Below are 18,953 nucleotides of genomic sequence, written 5' to 3'. Positions count from 1 at the left end.
CCCGTCGACTGCACCCGGCTCAGGCCGGCGACTGCTCGATATCGGCGATCCGGTAGCCCGCACTCTGCACCGTATGCAGCAGCTGCTTGTCGTAGGGCTTGTCGATGATCTTGCGCAGGTTGTAGAGATGGCTGCGCAGGGTATCGGAGTCGGGCAGGCTGTTGCCCCAGATCTCGCGCTCGATTTCCTGGCGATTGACCACGCGCGGCGATTCGCGCATCAGGATCGTCAGCAGCTTCATGCCGATCGGCGACAGCTGGAGTTCCGTGCCGCTGCGCGTGGCGCGCATGCTGGCCGGATCGAGCACCAGGTCGGCGACTTTCAGCACTTCCGAGCCCACCTGGCGGCGTTCACGGCGGATCAGCGCGCGCAGCCGGGCTTCGAGTTCCTGGATGGCGAACGGCTTGGTGAGGTAGTCGTCTGCACCCGAGCTCAGGCCGGTCAGCTTCTCGTCGAGCGTATCGCGCGCGGTGAGCATCAGCACCGGCGTCGACTTGCGCGCGTCTTCGCGCAGACGCTTGCAGACCTCGATGCCGTCCAGGCGCGGCAGCATCAGGTCCAGCACGATCACGTCGTAGCTGTTCTCCGTGGCCAGGCGATACCCGTCCAGCCCGTCGGCGGCGTAATCGACCTCGAAACCCCGGCCTTCGAGATACTCGCCCACCATCTCGGAGATGTTGCGGTTGTCCTCGACGATGAGGACAAGCCCACCCGGTTCCTGACCTGCACGCATAACGGCTCCCATGGCTGACACAGTGGATTAATGTTTGTGAAGATAGGCGGCGGACGGTGCAGGACTTGTGAAGGCCGTGGGGTGGGCCGCAGTATCCGCGGCTGATCGACCGCCCCGTTTTCGCGCCGGATACGCCATGTACGGTTACGAGCGTTACCTCCCCATCCTGCTGCTGATCGGCTCGAACGTCTTCATGACATTCGCCTGGTACGGGCATCTGAAGTACCGGAGCGTGCCGATCCTGACCGTCATCGTGGTCAGCTGGGGCATCGCCTTCTTCGAATACCTGCTGATGGTGCCGGCCAACCGCATCGGCGCCGCGGTCTATTCCGCCCCGCAGCTCAAGGGCATGCAGGAGGTGATCACCCTGCTCGTGTTCGCAGGCTTCTCAACCTGGTACCTGGGCCAACCGCTGAAGTGGAACCACTGGGCAGGCTTTGCGCTGATCGTCGTCGCGGCCTGGCTGATCTTTCTGGAATGACCGCCGCGCCGGGTGAGCACGCTACGCGCGGCTACAGGCGGATGCGCCCGACCAGGATGTCCTTGAACATCACCCAGTCCCCGAGAAACGAATACACGGGGTGGCGGAACGTCGCCGGCCGGTTCTTCTCGAAGGCGAAATGGCCGACCCACGCGAAGCCGTAGCCACAGGCCAAGGCCCCCAGCAGCCACCACGGATCACGCTGCCACGCGGTCACACCGAGGAGCACCAGGACGCCGCAGCTGCCGACAAAATGCAGCCGGCGCGAGACGGGATGCGCGTGTTCGCTGAGGTAGAACGGGTAGAACTCGCGGAAGCTGGCAAAACGGCGCATGTCCCTCCCGACCCTGCAACGGTGCGACCTTCATGCGGGCCGCGGCGCGAACATGATGATCGCCATGCCGACCAGGCACAACGTCGCGCCCGGAAGATCCCAGCGCGTGGGCAGGTCGCATCCACGTGCGAGAGCCAGAGCAGCGCGAACGCGGCATAGACGCGGCCCGATGCGGTGGGATGCAGCCTCGGCAGCCGGGCGAACGCAGCGAGCGCCGCCGCGCCGGGCACCCGCAGCCATGCGCGGCCTTTCGTGCCCAGCTACAGATACAGCGGGTCGCCGCCGACGATGTCTGCCAGTGCGGTCGTCACGAACAGCAGGACGGTCATCATTTCCGCGCGCGCCACGCCGACGATTCCGCTCCGGGGCGCGGTCGCGACCTCAGGTGCTCAGGTCGCGCAGCGGTGTGCCGGCGCGGTCGTCGGCGCCCGGATCGTGCGCGTCTGCGCCGGCCGCATCCGCTTCGGCCCGCTTGACCTGGCGCCAGCAATCCTCCTGCGCGTCCAGCGGCATGTCCTGCAGCCGCATGCCGGCGGATCCGGCGCGCGCTTCCATGGCGCGGAAGCGACGCTCGAACTTGTGGTTGGCCCGGCGCAGCGCAGCACCGACGTCCACCCGCGCATGCCGCGCCAGGTTGGCCGCGACGAACAGCAGGTCGCCGAGCTCGGCTTCCAGCCGCGCCTGCGCCCCGGCATCGGTGGGATCGGCCGCTACGGCGGCGAATTCCGCGCGCACCTCGTCGATTTCCTCGTGCAGCTTGTCGATCACCGTGTCCGGTCCGGGCCAGTCGAATCCGACGCGGGCCGCGCGCGCCTGCAGCTTCACCGCGCGCTGCCACTCGGGCAGACCGCGGGCAATTCCGGCCAGCGCGGAGGTGTCACCGTCGCCGGCGGCGGCGCGCTCCTCGCGCTTGATCGCGTCCCAGTTGCGCAGCACCGCATCCGCGTCGCCGGCCGAGGCAGCGGCGAAGATGTGCGGGTGCCGTCGCACCATCTTGTCGACGATCCCCGCGACCACGTCGCCGAAATCGAAGGCCCCCTGCTCCTCCGCCATGCGCGCATGGAACACCACCTGGAACAGCAGGTCGCCCAGTTCGCCGCGCAGGTCCGCGAGATCGCCCCGGTCGATCGCATCGGCGACCTCGTACGCCTCTTCCACGGTATAGGGAGCGATCGTCGAAAAATCCTGGGCCAGATCCCAGGGGCATCCGCGATCGGGATCGCGCAGGCGCGCCATCAGGTCGATCAGCGCCTGGATGTCATGGTTGGGCATCGGTGCAACTCCGAAAGGACAGGAAGATCCACGGCCGGCCGCCGGCGGACCGTCGGACCGGATGCGCGACGCCGCACGCCGTCTCAGGCCGACGCGGGCTCCAGCCACGTGCGCCACGGCAGGGCCGGATCGCCGAGCGCGATGAACGCGCCGTTGAGCAGCGTGCCGCGCTGGTTGTAACGGAAGGCACGCCCTCCGGCATCGACCAGAATGCCGCCGGCGCCTTCGAGGATCGCCTGGCCCGCCGCGGTGTCCCACTCGCTGGTCGGGCCGAAGCGGGGATAGACGTCCAGCGTGCCCTCGGCCAGACGACAGAACTTCAGTGACGAGCCGAGCGCCACCGGCTCGATGTCGCCCAGCCGGGCGACGAAGGCGGCGGTGCGCGGATCCCGGTGCGAGCGGCTGGCGGCCACCCGCATCGGCCCTGCACCGGGAACGCGCCGGGCACGGATGGGCCGATCGGTCTCGCCGCTGCGCCGCCAGGCGCCGTGCCCGGGCGCGCCGTGCCACAGCGCGCCGTCGACCGGGGCCTGGATCACGCCGAACACGGCGACGCCATCCTCGATCAACGCGATGTTCACCGAGAACTCGCCATTGCGCTTGACGAACTCGCGCGTGCCGTCCAGCGGGTCCACCAGCCACATGCGCCGCCAGCCGCGCCGCTCGCCCGCGGCGACGGCGTCGGTGGACTCCTCCGACAGCACCGGAATGTCCGGGGTGAGCCTGGCGAGTCCGTCGACGATCACCCGGTGCGCGGCCAGGTCGGCCGCGGTGACCGGGCTGGCGTCGGCCTTGCGCGCGACGTCGAACGCGCCGGCGTACACCGACATGATCGCCGCACCCGCGGCCCGGGCGATGTCAATCACGCCGTCACGGGTGATCGAATCGACGGCCGATGCGGCTTCAGCCACCGTGATGGCGCAGCCAGTCGCGGGCCATGTACAGCGCGGCGATCGATCGGCCCTCGGAGAATTCCTCGCGCAGGATCAGCTCGTGCAGCGCATCGAGCTTCCACGGCACCACCTCGAGCTCCTCGGGCTCGTCGCCCGGCAAGCGCTCGGGGTAGAGGTCGCGCGCCAGCACCAGCGTGGCCTGGTGGCTCATGTAGGTCGGGGCGAGGGTCAGTGTGCGCAGCGCATCGAGCCGCCGCGCGCCGTACCCGGCCTCTTCCTTGAGCTCGCGGTCCGCGGCCTCGATCGGCGTCTCCCCGGCGTCGATGCGGCCCTTCACGAGACCCAGTTCGTAGCGGTGCAGGCCGGCGGCATATTCGCGCACCAGCAGCACCGTATCGGCGTCGAGCATCGGCACGACGATGACCGCGCCGTGGCCGCGCCCATGCAGGCGTTCGTAGAGCCGACGCTCGCCGTTGCCGAATTCGAGATCGAGCCGCTCCACGCGGTAGGGATGGGCCTCGTGCTCGACGATGCCGTGGATGACGGGCAGCTGCCGGCTCACCACGACGCCCCGCGACCCGCACGACCCGGAGATCGGCGAGCGGCGATAATGCAGGGATGACAGGACTGACTCACGATCCGGCCATTCTAGCCGAGGCCGACGACTGGCGGACCCGCGATCTCGCCGTGGTCTGGCACCCCTGCACGCAGATGCGCGAACACCCGGAACTGATGCCGCTGGTGCCGATCGAACGCGGCGACGGCGCGTGGCTGATCGACAGCGACGGCCGCCGGATCCTCGACTCGGGCAGCAGCTGGTGGACCAACCTGCACGGCCACGCCGAGCCGCGCATCGCCGAGGCCATCGCCCGGCAGGCGCGCACGCTCGAGCAGGTCATTCTCGCCGGCTGCACACACCCCGGCGCGGTCGAACTGGCCGAGCGTCTCCTGGCGCTCGCGCCGCGCGAGCCGGGCCGGCCACCGCTGAGCAAGGTGTTCTATGCCGACAACGGCTCGGCCGGTGTCGAGGTGGCGCTGAAGATGGCGTTCCAGTGGTTCCAGAACCGCGGGGACGAGCCGCGGCGGACGAAATTCGTCGCGTTGCAGAACGGATACCACGGCGAGACCCTCGGCGCACTCGCGGTGGGTGACATTCCGCTGTACCGGCGGGTCTATGCACCGCTGCTGTGCGAGGCGGTGTTTGCGCCCTCCCCCGACGCCTACCTCGCCCGCGAAGGCCAGGGCGCCGCCGGCCACGCCGAGGATGCCGCCGATGCGCTGGCCCATCTGCTCGATGCCCATGCCGGGGAGATCTGCGCGCTGATCCTCGAGCCGCGGGTGCAATGCGCCGGCGGCATGCGCATGCACGATCCGGTGTACCTCCGGCGCGTGCGCGACCTGTGCGACGTGCACGGCATCTTTCTCATCGCTGACGAGATCGCGGTGGGCTTCGGGCGCACCGGCACCCTGTTCGCCTGCGAACAGGCGCCCGGGGAAACAGGAGGCGTCGCGGGCATCCAGCCCGATCTGCTCTGCCTGTCCAAGGGATTGACCGGCGGATTCCTGCCGCTGGCGACGGTGCTGGCGACCCAGGTGCTCTACGACGGCTTCCTCGACGAGTCGCGCGACCGCGCCTTCCTGCATTCGCACAGCTACACCGGCAATCCCTTGGCCTGCGCCGCGGCCCTGGCGTCGCTGGACATCTTCGCGAGCGACGACGTGCTCGCGCGCAACCGGGCCACGGCCGAGCGGATGACCGCGCTCGCAGGTCAGGTCGGCGGCCACCGGCACATTGCCGATGTACGCCAGGCCGGGATGATCGTCGCGTTCGAGCTCAGCCGCGACGGCGACCGGCGCGCAGCCTTCGACCCCGCGCTGCGCGTCGGACTGCACGCCTACCGTCACGCGGTGGCGCGCGGCGTGCTGCTGCGCCCACTCGGCGACATCCTCTACTGGATGCCGCCCTACTGCATCGACGAGGCACAGCTGCAGCTGCTCGCCGAGGTGACGGCCGGGGCGATCGAGGCGGCCACCTCATGCGCGTGATCCGTGCCCACGTCGACCTGCCGCTGGCACCGGGCGAACGGATCGAGCTGCCCGAAACGGCCGCTGCGCACCTGACCCGCGTGCTGCGCCTGCGCGAGGGCGATGCCTGCGTGCTGTTCAACGGCGACGGCCACGACCACGACGCGCGTCTGGTCGCGGTGGGCAAGCGCGGCGCCTCCGCCGAGATCCTCGCCCGCCGCGGCGTCGATCTGGAATCGCCCTTGCGGATCACCCTGGTCCAGGGGCTCGCCCGCGGCGAGAAGATGGACTGGATCCTGCAGAAGGCGACCGAACTCGGCGTGGCGGCATTCGTGCCCGTGACGAGCGACCGCAGCGAGGTAAAGCTGGACGCCGAACGGGCGGCCAAACGCCACGGGCATTGGCACAGCGTCGTGGTATCGGCCTGCGAGCAGAGCTGGCGCAGCCGCATTCCGGACGTGGCCGCGCCACGGACGCTGGCCAGCGCACTGCAGATGCTGCCTGCCGACGCGTCACGCTGGTGGCTGGATCCGGGGGCGGACACCGGTATTGCCGGCATGCCGGCACCGGCCGGGAACGTCGTTCTGGCGATCGGACCGGAGGGCGGCTGGTCGGACAACGATCGTACCGCCCTGCGAGCAGCCGGCTTCACCGGCCTGCGCCTCGGTCCGCGCATTCTGCGCACCGAGACGGCCGGCATCGCCGCGATCGCGGCTCTGCAGGCACGCTTCGGCGATCTCGGCGGCACTGGCAGCTGATCGACGCGTCCGCCGGCGGCCGGCGTCCGTGCGCCTGTCAGCGGACGCCCGAGGCCTTCACCGCGACGCCAGCAGTCGTGCAGACCAGTGCACAGAGGACCGCGTCACGGCGAAGGCCGTGTGCGCCGACGGATCCGTCGTCGAACGGCGTGACCGGCGCCCGCGGCGCGGCGCTCGACCAGCGTCTGCGTACGACCGCGGTGACCTGCTCGGGCCGCGGCACCCTTCCCAGCGCGGGCAGCGCGGTCTGCGGACGACCGGCCTGCGCTGCGGCGTGCCCGCCACCGGGGCGTCCCGCGAGCGCGCTGGCGCCGGCGCCGTCGGCGCGGCGGGCGCTAACGGTCAGTCGTCACCAGATGAGGTCGTCGGGCACTTCGAAGCGCGCGTAGTAGGCCTCGTCGTCATCGCCGGGTGACGCAGGCCCGTCGCCGCGTGCGCTCTGGTCCACGACGATCAGCGCCGCATCGCGCGCAGCCACCTTCTCCCCCGCGGCCCTCGGCAGGAGCGCGTAGCCCGCGCCGTCGCGCACCACCAGGAGCAGCCCGCTCGCCAATTGGGCGCGCTGCGCCGCGTCGACCTGGATCGAACGGATCACCGCGCCATCGGTGAAGCGGTACGGCGTGTCGCCGGTCGACGGCACGCGCTGGGTTTCGATGATCTGCCGGGCCTGCGCGCGCTGTTCGTGCAGCCTGGCCTGCGCGTTGCGCTCCGCGGCGAGTGCACGGTCGCGCTCCACGCGCTCGGCCTGCAGGCGCGCGATCTCGCGCTGCTGCTCGCTGGCCACGGGAGGCGCCTTGCCTTCGCGCTTCTTGGCCTGCTCGCGCGCCACCTGGGCCACCTGGGACTTCTTCACCAGTCCGGCCTTGAGCAACTGGTCCTGCAGAGGATTTCGCATGGGGACAGTCTAGAACAGGCGGCGCCGGCGATGCCCGGGCCGCTCGCGCCACGTCCGTCCGCGCGCGTGCACAGCCACGGGTCAGCGCCTGTCGCGCCTTGTGAAAGGCGCCATCGCCGAGGCGGGTCGGCCCTGGCGCCTCATCCGATCCGATGGAGCATGCGATGGCCGATGGTGGCCCGCGCGATCCTGCAACGGGCACGTCACCGGGCTCCGCTGCGTGGGGGTGTGTCACGGCGTATCCGGCTGGCGCTCAGGGCGCGCATCGCCACGGACCGATGCGTGCCGGGTGTCCGACCGATCCCCTCATCAGCGGGAACCAGCCGGACACGTCCACCGGTCAGGCAGCGATCGCCTCGCGCACGGAGCGTTCGATCTGGTCGATGTCGGGAATCTGCGCGACGTCGTCGTTCAGCCGCACACGTGCGCTGACGGCGAACGGCAATGCCTCGTCGTCGCCGTGCGACTCGTCGAGCAGGTTGGCCGCCGAGATGGTCACCAGCCGGGGAAAGCCTTGGGTCAGCAGAGCGAAGAACGGCAGCCGGGCGTCGCCGCTGAGTGCCTTGAACACCACGACCTTGCTGCCCAGGCCCGCCTGGTCTTCGCCCTGGCCCGACAGCACCGGGAAGGCGACCAGCGGAAGGCGCCAGCCGCGCCAGCGCAGACGCCCGAGCAGCCATCCGGGCGCATCGTCCACAGGCTCGGGTGGCGAATAGGACAGCACCTCGGAGATCGTCGCGTTGGGCAGCAGCAACTGGGTGGCGCCGACGCGGATGAGCACGCCGCGGATATCGTCGAGAGTGGCGTTCACAGCGACAGGCCTCCAGGGCCGGGTTCGGTTTGGCGCGCCGCAGGCATCCAGCGGGCGAGCAGCCAGTCGGCGATCTCCACCGGGCGTCCCGACGGACCGCCGCCCTGGGCCACCGCGTGCGCGGCGACCGAGTCGTAGCAGCCCTCGTCGGACTGCCCGCCGACCAGCGCGCCCTGCCAGGCCGGCCCCAGCGCGATGTCGACCAGCGACGGATCCGCGCCACTGACGAACAGCAAGGCACTGTCTTCAGCCGGCACGGCGCCCGGCAGGTCCACCAGCGTGCCGCCTTCGGCGAAGCGCAGTTCACCGCCGACCATGGCCGGCAGCAGGTCGGGCGGCAGGAAATAGACTTCGCCCGGCGCGACCGACATGCCCGGCTCCGCCAGCTGCACCGGCAGAGACGTGGCCCGTTCCATCTGGCGGACCAGGCGGTCGTAGCGTCCGCCATCGAGCTGCAGGCGGATCAGGATCGGCCGCGGGAACCCATCGGGAATCGCGCCGAGCAGCTGGCGCACCGCGTCGGGTCCGCCGAGCCCGCCCTCCACCAGAACCAGGCCGCGACGCGGCCCGTGGCCGTAGCTGTCCGCGTCGGCCAGGCTCAGGCCCGAAATGCGCGTCTCAAGATCCTGCAGGTCGAGCGCCGGCGGGGTGGCCGGTGCTCCACGCACGGCCGGGGCGTCGACCGCATCGTCCACCAGACTGAGACCGAAGTCCTCACGGTCAACCTCGTATCCGGCGAACGCGTCGCCGGGGTCGCTGACGACCGCATCGGTGCCGGTGGCCTCGAGCGCCGCCGCATCGCTCACCAGCCCGGCCGTGTCGACCGGCGCCTCGAACGACGCCTCCGACGGCATGAAGACGTCGAAGCCGGGCGGCGGCGCCGTATCGGCCACCGGCGGCGTGTAGGTGAGATCGTCGGTATCGGCCAGCTCGAACTCGAAATCCAGATCGAACGCAGGCGCCGCACGCGGCGTGTCCGAAGCAAGGTCGTCGAGCTCGGCCGCCACCGGGTCGAACAGCGAGGTCTCCGCGGCGTCGCGTGCGACCTCCGGCCCGGGTGTGGACTCGAGCTCGAGCAGCGCTGCGTCGAAACCGTCGCCGGTCGCGACAGAGGCGTCGGACGCGGCCTCGCCGGGCGCCGGCATTTCATCGGCGAGGGCCGGGCTGGCGCCGTCGCCGGTATCGATCGCCTCGAACGCGAAGTCCAGATCGAAGGCCGGCGCCACCGGCGGCACGTCCAGTACGAGGTCGTCGAACTCGGCAGCGACCGGATCGAACACGAAGCTTTCCGGCGCGCCAGCTCCGGGGCCGGCCGGCACGTGCCGTGCGTGCCCGTCGGGCACGACGTCGTCGTCGGCCGGCTCCGCGCCGGGTGGCAGCACGCTGCCCTCGCCGCGCAGCTTGGCGCCCAGATGACGTACCCAGCGCGCGGCGTCCCAGCCACTGCGCTGGAGGACCAGGGTTGCTTCCTCGAAGATCACCGTGCGTCCGGGCACGAACAGCAGCGGCCCGAACGCATCCAGCGCATCCTCGACCGCGGGCTCCAGCGTGACCACCAGCGCGGCCGGCGCCAGTGCGTCGACCGCCGCAGGATCCACCTGCAGCGGGTCGAGCGTCTGCACGACCTCGGCGCCGGCCTCCACCAGGCCTTCGACCAGGCGATCGCGGGCCGCGCCTTCGCGCGCCAGCACCACGGTGCGGATTGCCGACTCAGCCATCGTCACGCTCCAGCTTCAGCAGTTCGTGCACGTGGCGCAGCAGGTCGTGCTCCTGGTAGGGCTTGCCCAGATAACGTTCGACGCCGATCTCGAACGCGCGCTGGCGGTGTTTCTCGCCGGTACGCGAGGTGATCATCATGATGGTGACGTCGCGCAGGCGCGGGTCGGCCTTCATCTGTGTCGCCAGCTCGTAGCCGTCCATGCGCGGCATCTCGATGTCCAGCAGCATCAGGTCGGGAACGCGCTCTTCCATCCGCTCGAGGGCATCCACGCCGTCGCGCGCGGTCATGACCTCGAAGTTGTGGCGTTCCAGCACGCGGCCGGTGACCTTGCGCATCGTCACCGAATCGTCGACCACCATCACCAGCGGGACGGGCCGCTGCTCGACCACGGGCGTCGGTTCTTCGACGTGGCCCTCTCCGAGCTCGGCCACATGGGCCAGGTGGCGCCGGACCAGCGGCGCGATGTCGAGGATCACCACGACCCGGCCGTCGCCCATGATCGTCGCGCCGAAGATTCCCGGGACCGACGTGACCTGGGGACCCGCCGGCTTCACCACGATCTCGCGGTTGCCGACGATCTCGTCGACCGCGACCGCGGCGCGCAGTTCGCCGGCACGGATCAGCAGCAGCGGCATCTGCAGATGGCCTTCGGCCCGCGCCGGCGCGTGACCCACCAGTCGGCCCAGGTCGTGCAGCTGGTAATCCTCGCCGCCGTACTGGTACACCGCGCCCGGGACCGCCTCTTCGCGCGCGATGCGGCCGACACCGCGGACCGAGGCGATCGGCACAGCGAAGCTCGTCTCGCCGATGCGTACGAATGCGGCCTGGGTGACCGCGAGGGTCTGCGGCAGCCGGAGGGTGAAGGTGGTGCCGCGCCCCGCGCGGGAGCGGATGTCGAAGCTGCCGCCGAGCTGGCGCACTTCGCTGGCGACGACGTCCATGCCGACCCCGCGGCCGGCCAGACGGCTGACCTCGGTGGCGGTGGAGAAGCCCGGCTGGAGGATCATCGCGTCGAGATCGGAGTCGCTGATCACCGCATCGGCATGCAGCAGCCCGCGCTCTTCGGCGCGGCGGCGGATCGCGGCGCGATCCAGGCCCGCGCCGTCGTCGCTGACCTCGAGCACGACTTCCGAACCCTCACGACGCACCGCAATGCGCACGCTGCCTTCGTCCGGCTTGTCGGCGGCCCGGCGGCCGGCCGGCGTCTCCAGGCCGTGTGCGATGGCATTGCGCAGCAGATGCTCAAGCGGCGACACCATGCGCTCGAGCACGTTGCGGTCGAGCTCGCCCTGGGCACCGTCGAGGCGCAACTGCACCTGCTTGCCGGTGTCCTGCGCGGCCTGGCGCACGACGCGCCGCAGGCGCGGAACCAGGCCGTCGAACGGCACCATGCGCGTGCGCATGAGGCCTTCCTGCAGGTCCGAACTGACCCGCGACTGCTGCAGCAGCAAGGTCTCGTACTGCCGGGTCTGGTCGTCGAGGGTCTGCTGCAGGCTGCCGAGGTCGGCCGCGGTCTCGCCCAGTGCACGGGAGAGCTGCTGCAGCGTCGAGAAGCGGTCGAGCTCGAGCGGATCGAACGTGGCGTCGCCGGTGTCGCCTTCGCGCTGGAAGCGGGCGATGATCTGCGCCTCGGTCTCGATGTCGAGACGACGCAGCTGGTCGCGCAGGCGCGTGTTGGTCTGCGCCAGTTCGTTCATCGCGCCGCGGAAGCCGCCGAGCTGCTGCTCGAGGCGAGCGCGGTAGATGGCGACCTCGCCGGCGTAGGTGACCAGACGGTCGAGCAGGTCGGCGCGGATCCGCACCTGTTCCTGCGAACCGCGCAGCGCGCCTTCCTCGTCTTCGGCGCTGATGTCGTCCGACAGCAGGGGTGCCGACAGCGGGGCCAGTTCGACCTTGGGGGTCTCGCTGGCGGGGGTCTTCGCGAGCCCGCCCGCCGTATCCGGCGACGTGCCGCTGAACGCGTCGACCAGTGCCTGCGATGGACCGATCGCCCGGCGTTCGCCGGCCCGGGTGACCATGGTGTGCAGACGGTCGAAGCCACGCTCGAGCAGCACGAGATCGCGCCGGCGCAGCGTCGTGCGCTGCTCCGACACCGACTCGAGCAGGGTCTCCATCGCATGGCCGAGCTCGCCGATCTCCATCAGCCCGGCCATCCGTGCACCGCCCTTGAGGGTGTGCAGATCACGCTGCAGGCCGGCCACCGGCTCACGCGCATAGGGATCCTCGCGCAACTGCGCGAGCAGACCATCCGAATGGTCGAGCAGGTCGATGCCTTCCTCGACGAAGATGTCGATCAGCTCCGCATCGAGGCCTTCGAGATCGAGCGGTGCGTCCGGATCGAGCTCGTCGGGTTGCGGAACCCAGGTCGCCTCCTCGCCTTCGGGGCGCTCGATCGCACGAGTGGCGCCGGCTTCGGCGTCCAGCTCGGGCGCATCGGTGCCGGCGTCGCCTGCTGACGCGCGGTCGCTTTCGTCGGCGGCATCCGGAGTCGCATCGTGCGCCTCGGCTGTCTCCGCCGGCGCCGGCTCGGCGTCGGGCCGGACCTGGGCGTCCTCCGGCGTCGCCTCGGCATCGGATGCGGCGACGGGGGCCGTTTCGTCGGTTTCGATCGCGCCTGCGTTCTCCGCAGGCGCGGCCTCCGCGTCGGCCTCGAACGCGCCATCCTCGACCTCGAACGCCTCCGGATCGCCCGGCGACGCCATATCTGGATCGGACACCGCATCGGATGCGATGTCAGGGTCGACACCGGCTCCCGCGTCAATCCTTGTTCCGGAGTCGCCCGAGGCGAGCGCGTCCCCTGCGTCCGCCGCCGCGACAGCGCCGTCGTCGTCCACCGGCACGGCATCGGCCGGCGCACCGTGCGGCGCTGCCACCGGATCCTGGTGTTCCTCAGGCGCTTCGTTTGCGATCGTGTGGATGTCGGACGGCGCCTGGGCGTCGAGCTCGGTCGCGCGGTCGCCGTCGTCCTGCACGCTGTCTTCGACATCCTCGGTTTCCGCGGAAGACGAGCCCTGCGCACCTTCGAAGCGAAGGCGCTCGTCGGCCAGCACCTCGGCATCGATGACCGCCTGCGCGGCCAGTGCCGACGCGTCGGCCTGGTCGTCCGTGGCGATCCCGTCCGCGGCGTCAGGACCATACCCGCCATGCAGCGGGTCCGCGGCGCGCAACTCGATGTCGAGGCGTTCGGCGTCAGCACGTTCCGCGTCTTGGCGCTCGGCTTCAAGCCGCTCGGCCTCGGCGCGCTCGGCGGCGATGCGTTCCGTCTCCAGGCGCTCCGCTTCAGCCCGCTCGCGTTCGAGCTGTTCGGCTTCGGCTCGATCCGCCTCGAGACGCTCCGATTCAGCACGTTCGGCTTCAACGCGCTCGGCTTCGATACGCGCCGCTTCGAGACGTTCCGCTTCGGCGCGTTCTGCTTCGAGACGTTCCGCTTCTGCACGCTCGGCTTCGAGACGTTCCGCTTCGGCACGTTCGGCCTCGACACGCGCTTCTTCGAGGCGTGCCGCTTCGGCGCGTTCTGCTTCGAGACGTTCCGCTTCGGCACGCTCGGCTTCGAGACGTTCCGCTTCGGCACGTTCGGCCTCGACACGCGCTTCTTCGAGGCGCGCCGCTTCGGCGCGTTCTGCTTCGAGACGCTCCGCTTCGGCGCGCTCGGCCTCGACACGCGCCTCTTCGAGGCGTGCCGCTTCGGCGCGTTCCGCTTCGAGACGTTCGGTCTCGAGACGCTCGGCTTCGGCGCGCTCCGCTTCTCCACGCTCTGCTTCGAGGCGCGCCGCTTCGGCGCGTTCCGCTTCGAGACGTTCGGTCTCGAGACGCTCGGCTTCGGCGCGCTCGGCCTCTACACGCTCCGCTTCGAGGCGCGCCGCCTCGGTGCGCTCTGCTTCGAGACGTTCCGTCTCGAGGCGCTCGGCTTCGGCACGTTCGGCTTCGAGGCGCGCGAGGTCATCGCGGTGCGCGGTGTCGTCGACGGCCGGGGTCTCCACCGCCTCCGGCAGCGCCTCGCCGACGTCCTCGTCATCGAACTGGAACGTGAAGCGTTCGATCGCCGCTTCGGGCAGCCGGTCGCGGACCTCGGACACGCGGGCGGCCAGGGCCGGAAGAACCGCGATGCGCGGGGATTCGAGATGCAGCGCGCGCAAGGCCGCGCCGACCTCGGCCGCCACCGTCTCCAGAACCTCGATGCCGTCGGCATCGGGGGCGACGCGAGCCGCCGCGAGCCGCTGCGCGTAGTCCTCGGCTGGGCCCAGGACGAGCCCGATCGCCGGCACTTCGGCCATGGCGAAGGCGCCGTGCATGGTGTGCAGCGCACGCAGCAGGCGTTCGGCGTCGAAGGCACCTCCGGCACGCGCGGCCTGCAGGCAGGCAGTCACGGCCTCGAGGTGGCCCTTGACCTCGGTGTCGAGAATTTCGAGCAGCAATGCGTCGACCGACGCCGGTACCGACTGTGGCGCGTCCTCGACCACCGGCGCCGCGCCGGCGGCCTCCGGTGCTTCGGGTGCCGCGATGACGGGCACGTCGGCCTCGGTCTCGGCGGCACGTTCCGGAGCGGACGCGGCAGCGATCGACGCCGCTTCGGGCGTGGCCGCCCCCGCGGGCGCACCGAGCGGCATGGGATCGTCCGGCAACGCGTCGTCGCCGCCTGCGATCCGCGCTGCCGATGCCTGCATGGCGTCCAGATCGGCGCGCAGCTCGGCGTCACCGCGCAGGACGGCCTGCAGTTCGGGCAGGGTGTAGAACGCCTGGTCGACCATCGCGACCACCGCCGGGCTGGCCGGCCGGCTGCCGTCGAGCACCCGGTTGAGCATGCTCTCGATCGCCCAGCTGAACTCGCCGAGCCGGCGCGCGCCGACCAGGCGGCCACTGCCCTTGAGCGTGTGGAAGACGCGGCGGATCGGACGGAGCAGGTCGAGGTTGTCCGGACGTGCGCGCCACTGCGGCAGCAACGCGTCGAGATTCTCGATCTCGCCGGCGAACTCTTCCAGGAAGACCTCGCGGATCTCGTCGTCGATCTCGTCGCCCACGGCTTCGAACCCGCCCGATGTCTGCCCGGCCTGCGCGACCGGCGCATGCGGCGCGGACGCAGGCGTGGGCGCAGGCGCGGCAACGGCCGAGTCGGACCCGTCGACCGTCGGCACCTGCAGTTCGCCACGCGCCAGCTGGGCGACGTCGATGGCGCGCAGCTCGTCGGCCAGCGTGCCAGCCGCGGCGTCGGTCTCGTTGCGGGCGGGTGCCGGCGCGTCCACGGCATCGCCGGGGAGTGGCCAGTAGCCGAGCGTCTCCAGGCTGCTGCGCGTGATGTCGAGAATGTCGGCACGGCCGTTGCGCTGCTCGCGCAAGGCTTCGAGGTAGTACTCCAGGCTCGCCAGCGCATCGGCGAAGGTATCGAGCTGCCGGCCGTTGGGCACCCGCTTGCGCGCGATCAGCTCGCGTTCGGCGTACAGGCGCACGCCATCCAGATAGGCGCGGGCCTGCGGGATCTCGAGCATCTGCAGCGCGCCGCCCACCTCGGCCAGCAGGCGGGGGACTTCCTGCAGCTCGGCGTGATCCCAGTTCGTCTCCACGAACGCCACCAGGGCCTGGCGCGCATCCGAGAAATTGGCGATCGCCTCGCGCACCAGCACCACGACCGACTGCTGCGCCTCCACCGCGAGGGTGTCGTCGCTGCCGGTCGGGGCGTCGCTGCCCAGACGCGACACCTGGTCGTCCAGGGTGGCGTCGACGTACAGCAGGGCGCCGGCCACGTCGAGCAAGGTGTCTTCGCTGGCCGGGGTGGACCCGTCGACGATGGTGCGCATGACGTCGCGCTGCTGCTGCACCACGCCGCGCGCGGCGTTCAGGCCGAGCATGCCGAGGGTGTCGGCCACGCCGGCGAGGACGTCGACCTGCGGCCGGAGCGCGCCGATATCGGTCGAGCCCATACGCAGGTGCAGGTCGAGCGCGTCCTTGACCCGCAGCAGGTCTTCCTTGACGGCGGCGGACACGGTGTCGAGCAGGGCGCGGTTGCGTCCGCTGAGGCTACTGCGCGCGTGTTCGATCTCCGAGGCGCTCGGCTCCTGCGACTGCAGGTCGAACGTGTCGCGCAGATCGCGCAGCGCCGGATGGTCGCTGTCGGCGTGCACGGCGTAATAGAGCAGCTGGCGGGTCGGCTCCTGGGCCGATTCCGGGTTCAGCGCGGCCAGCGGCGCGTCCTGCACCTGCTGGCGCAGTTCGCGCTCGACACCGGCGAACACCTGGCGCAGCGCAGGCTGCGCCGAGGCGGCGAAGGCGCCGTCGCCGAGGGCTTCGGCGATGTTCGCCGCCACCCAGAGCATGCGCCGCACCGCGTCGTTCTCGAACTGCGGCGACGCCGCGCGCAATGCGGCGACCAGCGGAGCGGCATCGGACGCGGCCCCGCCCGAAGGCCAGGTCTGCAGCGCGGCGCGCACCGCGCGCAGCGCGGCCTCGCGGTCGCCATGGGCCTGCGCCGGAATCGCCGCCGGCACGGGGACCGGACGTGCGAGATCCGGCGAGAAGAGGATGCTCTCGCTCAGGCCCGTCTCGCCGCGCGCACCGCGCAGCTCGTTGAGCAGCGGCAGCAGGACGATCGGAATGTCGCGATGCCCGCCTTGCAGGCGCTCGAGATAATCCGGCAGCAACAGCATGCCGCGCAACAGCGCCGCCGATCCCGCGTCGCGATCGCTGGTGAGGCCGTCGCGCAGGGCGTCGGCGAGACGCTCCATCTCTTCGACCACCATCGCCGGCGCATACAGTTCGACCATGCGCAGGGTGCCCTGCGCCTGATGCAGATAACCTGCGCACAGACGCATGCGGCTGGGATCGTCGGGCGTCTCGACGAAGCCCTCCAGCTCGATCCGCGCCTGACGCAGCACTTCGTCGAGCTCGGGCTTGATCCAGCCCAGCATCGTGTGGTCGATGGCGTCGCGCAGCCCGTTCATCGCGTCGCTCCGCGACGGAGGACGCGCGTGGACGGCCCGGAAAAACATGCGGTCATGCGTGGGTCCGTGGCTGCGGTCAGGCCGGCAGCTTGAAGTCGGCGACCGAGCGACGCAGGTCCGCCGCCAGCTGCGCCAGGTTGCCGATCGACGCCGCCGTCTGGTTCGCACCCTGCGAGGTCTGGGCGGTGATCGACTGGATGGTATTCATCGTCGCGGTGATGTTGCTCGCGGCGGACGACTGCTGGCGCGCGGCCGAGGAGATGCCCTGGATGAGGTCCGCGAGACTGGTCGAGACGCTTTCGATCTCGCCCAGCGCGGTACCGGCGTCCTCCGCCAGGCGTGCACCGGCGACCACCTCGGACGTCGTCTGCTCCATCGAGGTCACGGCCTCGTTGGTGTCGGACTGAATCGTCTGCACCAGCGTTTCGATGCGGCGGGTCGCATTCGTCGCGCGTTCCGCGAGACGCTGCACTTCGTCGGCCACGACCGCGAAGCCGCGGCCCGCCTCACCGGCCGAGGCCGCCTGGATCGCGGCGTTGAGCGCGAGGATGTTGGTCTGCTCGGAGATGTCGTTGATCAGTTCGACGATCGAGCCGATTTCCTGCGAACTCTCGCCCAGACGCTTGATGCGCTTGGAGGTTTCCTGGATCTGGTCGCGGATCGAGTCCATGCCGGCGATCGTCTCGCGCACCACGCCCGCGCCCTTGGTCGCGATCTGCACCGAGCGCTGCGCCACGTCGGCCGACTCGGCCGAGTTCTTGGACACCTGGTCGATGCTGACCGCGATCTCGTTGATACGCTCGGACGCGGAGTTGATCTCGGTCGCCTGGTGTTCGGCGGCCTCGGCCAGATGCATCGCGGTGGCCTGGGTTTCCTGGGCGCTGGACGCGACCTGCACCGAGGTGTCGTTGATCGTCTGCACCAGGCTGCGCAGCTGCTCGATCGCGAAGTTGATCGAGTCGGCGATCGCGCCGGTCATGTCTTCGGTGACCGTGGCCTTGACCGTCAGGTCGCCTTCGGCGAGCGAACCCATTTCGTCCAGCAGGCGCATGATCGCCTCCTGGTTGCGGTTGTTGAGTTCCATCGTGGTTTCGTAGCGCGAACGCTGCGCACGGTTGAGCGACCAGAGCAGGCCGCCGATGGCGACCAGCGCGGCGAGGCCGGCGAGGATGCTGATCCACACGTTGCCGAGCAGGCTAGTGTCCTTGAGCGAGCCCGACGTGGTGAAGGCGCTGAACAGCGATTCGCTGTCGGACAGCAGCTGGTCGGAACCGGCGACCAGGGCGGTCGCTGCGGCCTGGGCCTGGAACAGCTGTTCGCTGCTGCCGAGGATCGCCTCGAGATCGGTGCGCATTTCCGCCCAGGCCTCGTCGGCCCGGGCCAGTGCGGCGAGCGCGTTGCCGTTGGTCAGGGCCTGGAGCTCGCGCGAGGGATCGCCCTGGCGCAGGCCCGTCATCACCTGCTGGAAGTCTTCCGCGTTGCGGCGCAGACCCTGACCCGCGATCGCCGCGCCGGCACCGCCGGCCTGCACCTCGGTCACCCGGCGGGCCATGTCGCCGGCCACCACCACCTGGCGCAGCGCCATGTAGACCTGCGAGGACGGCGAGCCGCTGCTCGACATCGCACGCACCAGTTCGTCGAGCAGGGCCTGCAGCTGCGGCACGCGCTGGCTGAAGCGCTCGGCCTGTCCGGCGAACGCGGTCACCGCGGCTTCGCTATCGGCCAGACGCTGCGCGCTGGCACCGAGCGGCTCCCAGGTCTGGGTGACGGTGCGGATCTCGCTCGACACGTCGACGGTGTCGCCGAACTGCGCGTTGAGCTGCTGGATGTCGTCCTCGATGCGGGCGCGGGTCGCCTTGAACGCGGTGAACGCCTCGGCGTTGCCGCGGACCGCCTCGGTGCCCTGGTTGGCCAGCCGCTGGCTGTCCACGCGGAGGTTCGAGGCCGCGGTGCTCGCACCGCCGAGGCGCGCCGCCTTCCATGTGCCGTAGCCGGTATTGAGGACCAGGATGGTGCCGGCGACGATCAGCAGCACGACCCAGAAGTTCGTGCCCAGGTTGCGTCGCTTGCCTGCGAGGGTGTCTGCGGCTGTGCTCATG

Annotated in this window: 12 protein-coding genes and 3 pseudogenes; 3 read left to right on the top strand and 12 right to left on the bottom strand. The window is 70.6% G+C overall.

Annotated elements, in window-relative coordinates:
* Positions 1 to 19 precede the first annotated feature (19 nt).
* Positions 20 to 733, bottom strand: a complete 714-nt coding sequence (locus H0E82_RS02395) for a response regulator transcription factor (RefSeq protein WP_150928822.1) — start codon at positions 731 to 733, stop codon at positions 20 to 22.
* Between the two features lie 136 nt (positions 734 to 869).
* On the opposite strand from H0E82_RS02395, the gene H0E82_RS02390 reads away from it, so the two are divergent.
* The gene (locus tag H0E82_RS02390; RefSeq protein ID WP_180543386.1) at positions 870 to 1,214 is read left to right on the top strand and encodes a DMT family protein; all 345 of its coding nucleotides are present in this window, start codon (positions 870 to 872) and stop codon (positions 1,212 to 1,214) included.
* Between the two features lie 31 nt (positions 1,215 to 1,245).
* Here the strand turns inward: H0E82_RS02390 and H0E82_RS02385 are convergent, their stop codons facing one another.
* From H0E82_RS02385 to nudE, 5 genes and pseudogenes are all read right to left on the bottom strand, one after another.
* The gene (locus H0E82_RS02385; protein ID WP_180543385.1) at positions 1,246 to 1,548 is read right to left on the bottom strand and encodes an Mpo1-like protein; all 303 of its coding nucleotides are present in this window, start codon (positions 1,546 to 1,548) and stop codon (positions 1,246 to 1,248) included.
* A 30-nt stretch (positions 1,549 to 1,578) separates the two neighbouring features.
* Positions 1,579 to 1,880: pseudogene (locus H0E82_RS16645) on the bottom strand (YnfA family protein).
* Between the two features lie 49 nt (positions 1,881 to 1,929).
* A complete protein-coding gene (gene mazG / locus H0E82_RS02380) occupies positions 1,930 to 2,820 on the bottom strand; it encodes a nucleoside triphosphate pyrophosphohydrolase (RefSeq protein WP_180543384.1) in 891 nt (296 codons plus the stop codon).
* Positions 2,821 to 2,903: 83 nt separating this feature from the next.
* Complete coding sequence (cysQ, locus tag H0E82_RS02375; RefSeq protein ID WP_328796939.1) at positions 2,904 to 3,731, bottom strand: 3'(2'),5'-bisphosphate nucleotidase CysQ; 828 nt, start codon at positions 3,729 to 3,731, stop codon at positions 2,904 to 2,906.
* On the bottom strand, positions 3,724 to 4,275 hold the full coding sequence (nudE, locus tag H0E82_RS02370) for an ADP compounds hydrolase NudE (RefSeq protein WP_180543383.1): 552 nt from the start codon (positions 4,273 to 4,275) through the stop codon (positions 3,724 to 3,726). The genes cysQ and nudE overlap by 8 nt, the downstream gene beginning before the upstream one ends.
* A gap of 56 nt (positions 4,276 to 4,331) precedes the next feature.
* Between nudE and bioA the strand changes: the two genes are divergently transcribed.
* Together bioA and H0E82_RS02360 are read left to right on the top strand one after the other, a co-directional pair.
* Entirely contained in the window at positions 4,332 to 5,759 is a 1,428-nt protein-coding gene (gene bioA / locus H0E82_RS02365) for an adenosylmethionine--8-amino-7-oxononanoate transaminase (RefSeq protein ID WP_180543382.1), read from the top strand.
* The gene (locus H0E82_RS02360; protein ID WP_180543381.1) at positions 5,750 to 6,496 is read left to right on the top strand and encodes a 16S rRNA (uracil(1498)-N(3))-methyltransferase; all 747 of its coding nucleotides are present in this window, start codon (positions 5,750 to 5,752) and stop codon (positions 6,494 to 6,496) included. Before bioA ends, H0E82_RS02360 begins: the two co-directional genes overlap by 10 nt.
* A gap of 349 nt (positions 6,497 to 6,845) precedes the next feature.
* On the opposite strand, the gene H0E82_RS02355 is transcribed toward H0E82_RS02360, so the two are convergent.
* From H0E82_RS02355 to H0E82_RS02335, 6 genes and pseudogenes are all read right to left on the bottom strand, one after another.
* Positions 6,846 to 7,391 (bottom strand): DUF2058 domain-containing protein, encoded by a 546-nt coding sequence (locus H0E82_RS02355; RefSeq protein WP_180543380.1) that lies wholly within the window; start codon positions 7,389 to 7,391, stop codon positions 6,846 to 6,848.
* A gap of 340 nt (positions 7,392 to 7,731) precedes the next feature.
* On the bottom strand, positions 7,732 to 8,202 hold the full coding sequence (locus tag H0E82_RS02350) for a chemotaxis protein CheW (protein WP_180543379.1): 471 nt from the start codon (positions 8,200 to 8,202) through the stop codon (positions 7,732 to 7,734).
* A complete protein-coding gene (locus tag H0E82_RS02345) occupies positions 8,199 to 9,920 on the bottom strand; it encodes a chemotaxis protein CheB (RefSeq protein WP_180543378.1) in 1,722 nt (573 codons plus the stop codon). Before H0E82_RS02345 ends, H0E82_RS02350 begins: the two co-directional genes overlap by 4 nt.
* Positions 9,913 to 12,267 (bottom strand): annotated as a pseudogene (locus tag H0E82_RS17025) (response regulator); the annotation flags it as partial. The pseudogene H0E82_RS17025 and the gene H0E82_RS02345, both read right to left, overlap by 8 nt.
* A gap of 2,199 nt (positions 12,268 to 14,466) precedes the next feature.
* Positions 14,467 to 16,854: pseudogene (locus H0E82_RS17020) on the bottom strand (Hpt domain-containing protein); the annotation flags it as partial.
* A gap of 76 nt (positions 16,855 to 16,930) precedes the next feature.
* Positions 16,931 to 18,952 carry a methyl-accepting chemotaxis protein gene (locus tag H0E82_RS02335; RefSeq protein ID WP_180543376.1) on the bottom strand — a complete coding sequence of 674 codons (2,022 nt, stop codon included), beginning with the start codon at positions 18,950 to 18,952 and terminating at the stop codon, positions 16,931 to 16,933.
* Between the last annotated feature and the right edge of the window lies 1 nt (position 18,953).

It is taken from the genome of Luteimonas deserti (genome assembly GCF_013425765.1).
GTDB classification, from domain to species: domain Bacteria; phylum Pseudomonadota; class Gammaproteobacteria; order Xanthomonadales; family Xanthomonadaceae; genus Luteimonas; species Luteimonas deserti.
This window is presented reverse-complemented; position numbering and strand designations above follow the sequence as displayed.

Coding starts and splice junctions, on each gene's coding strand:
- H0E82_RS02355 (WP_180543380.1), bottom strand. CDS start 7,391: ATGCGAAATCCTCTGCAGGACCAGTTGCTCAAGGCCGGACTGGTGAAG.
- H0E82_RS02390 (WP_180543386.1), top strand. CDS start 870: ATGTACGGTTACGAGCGTTACCTCCCCATCCTGCTGCTGATCGGCTCG.
- H0E82_RS02360 (WP_180543381.1), top strand. CDS start 5,750: ATGCGCGTGATCCGTGCCCACGTCGACCTGCCGCTGGCACCGGGCGAA.
- bioA (WP_180543382.1), top strand. CDS start 4,332: ATGACAGGACTGACTCACGATCCGGCCATTCTAGCCGAGGCCGACGAC.
- H0E82_RS02335 (WP_180543376.1), bottom strand. CDS start 18,952: ATGAGCACAGCCGCAGACACCCTCGCAGGCAAGCGACGCAACCTGGGC.
- mazG (WP_180543384.1), bottom strand. CDS start 2,820: ATGCCCAACCATGACATCCAGGCGCTGATCGACCTGATGGCGCGCCTG.
- H0E82_RS02385 (WP_180543385.1), bottom strand. CDS start 1,548: ATGCGCCGTTTTGCCAGCTTCCGCGAGTTCTACCCGTTCTACCTCAGC.
- H0E82_RS02345 (WP_180543378.1), bottom strand. CDS start 9,920: ATGGCTGAGTCGGCAATCCGCACCGTGGTGCTGGCGCGCGAAGGCGCG.
- H0E82_RS02395 (WP_150928822.1), bottom strand. CDS start 733: ATGCGTGCAGGTCAGGAACCGGGTGGGCTTGTCCTCATCGTCGAGGAC.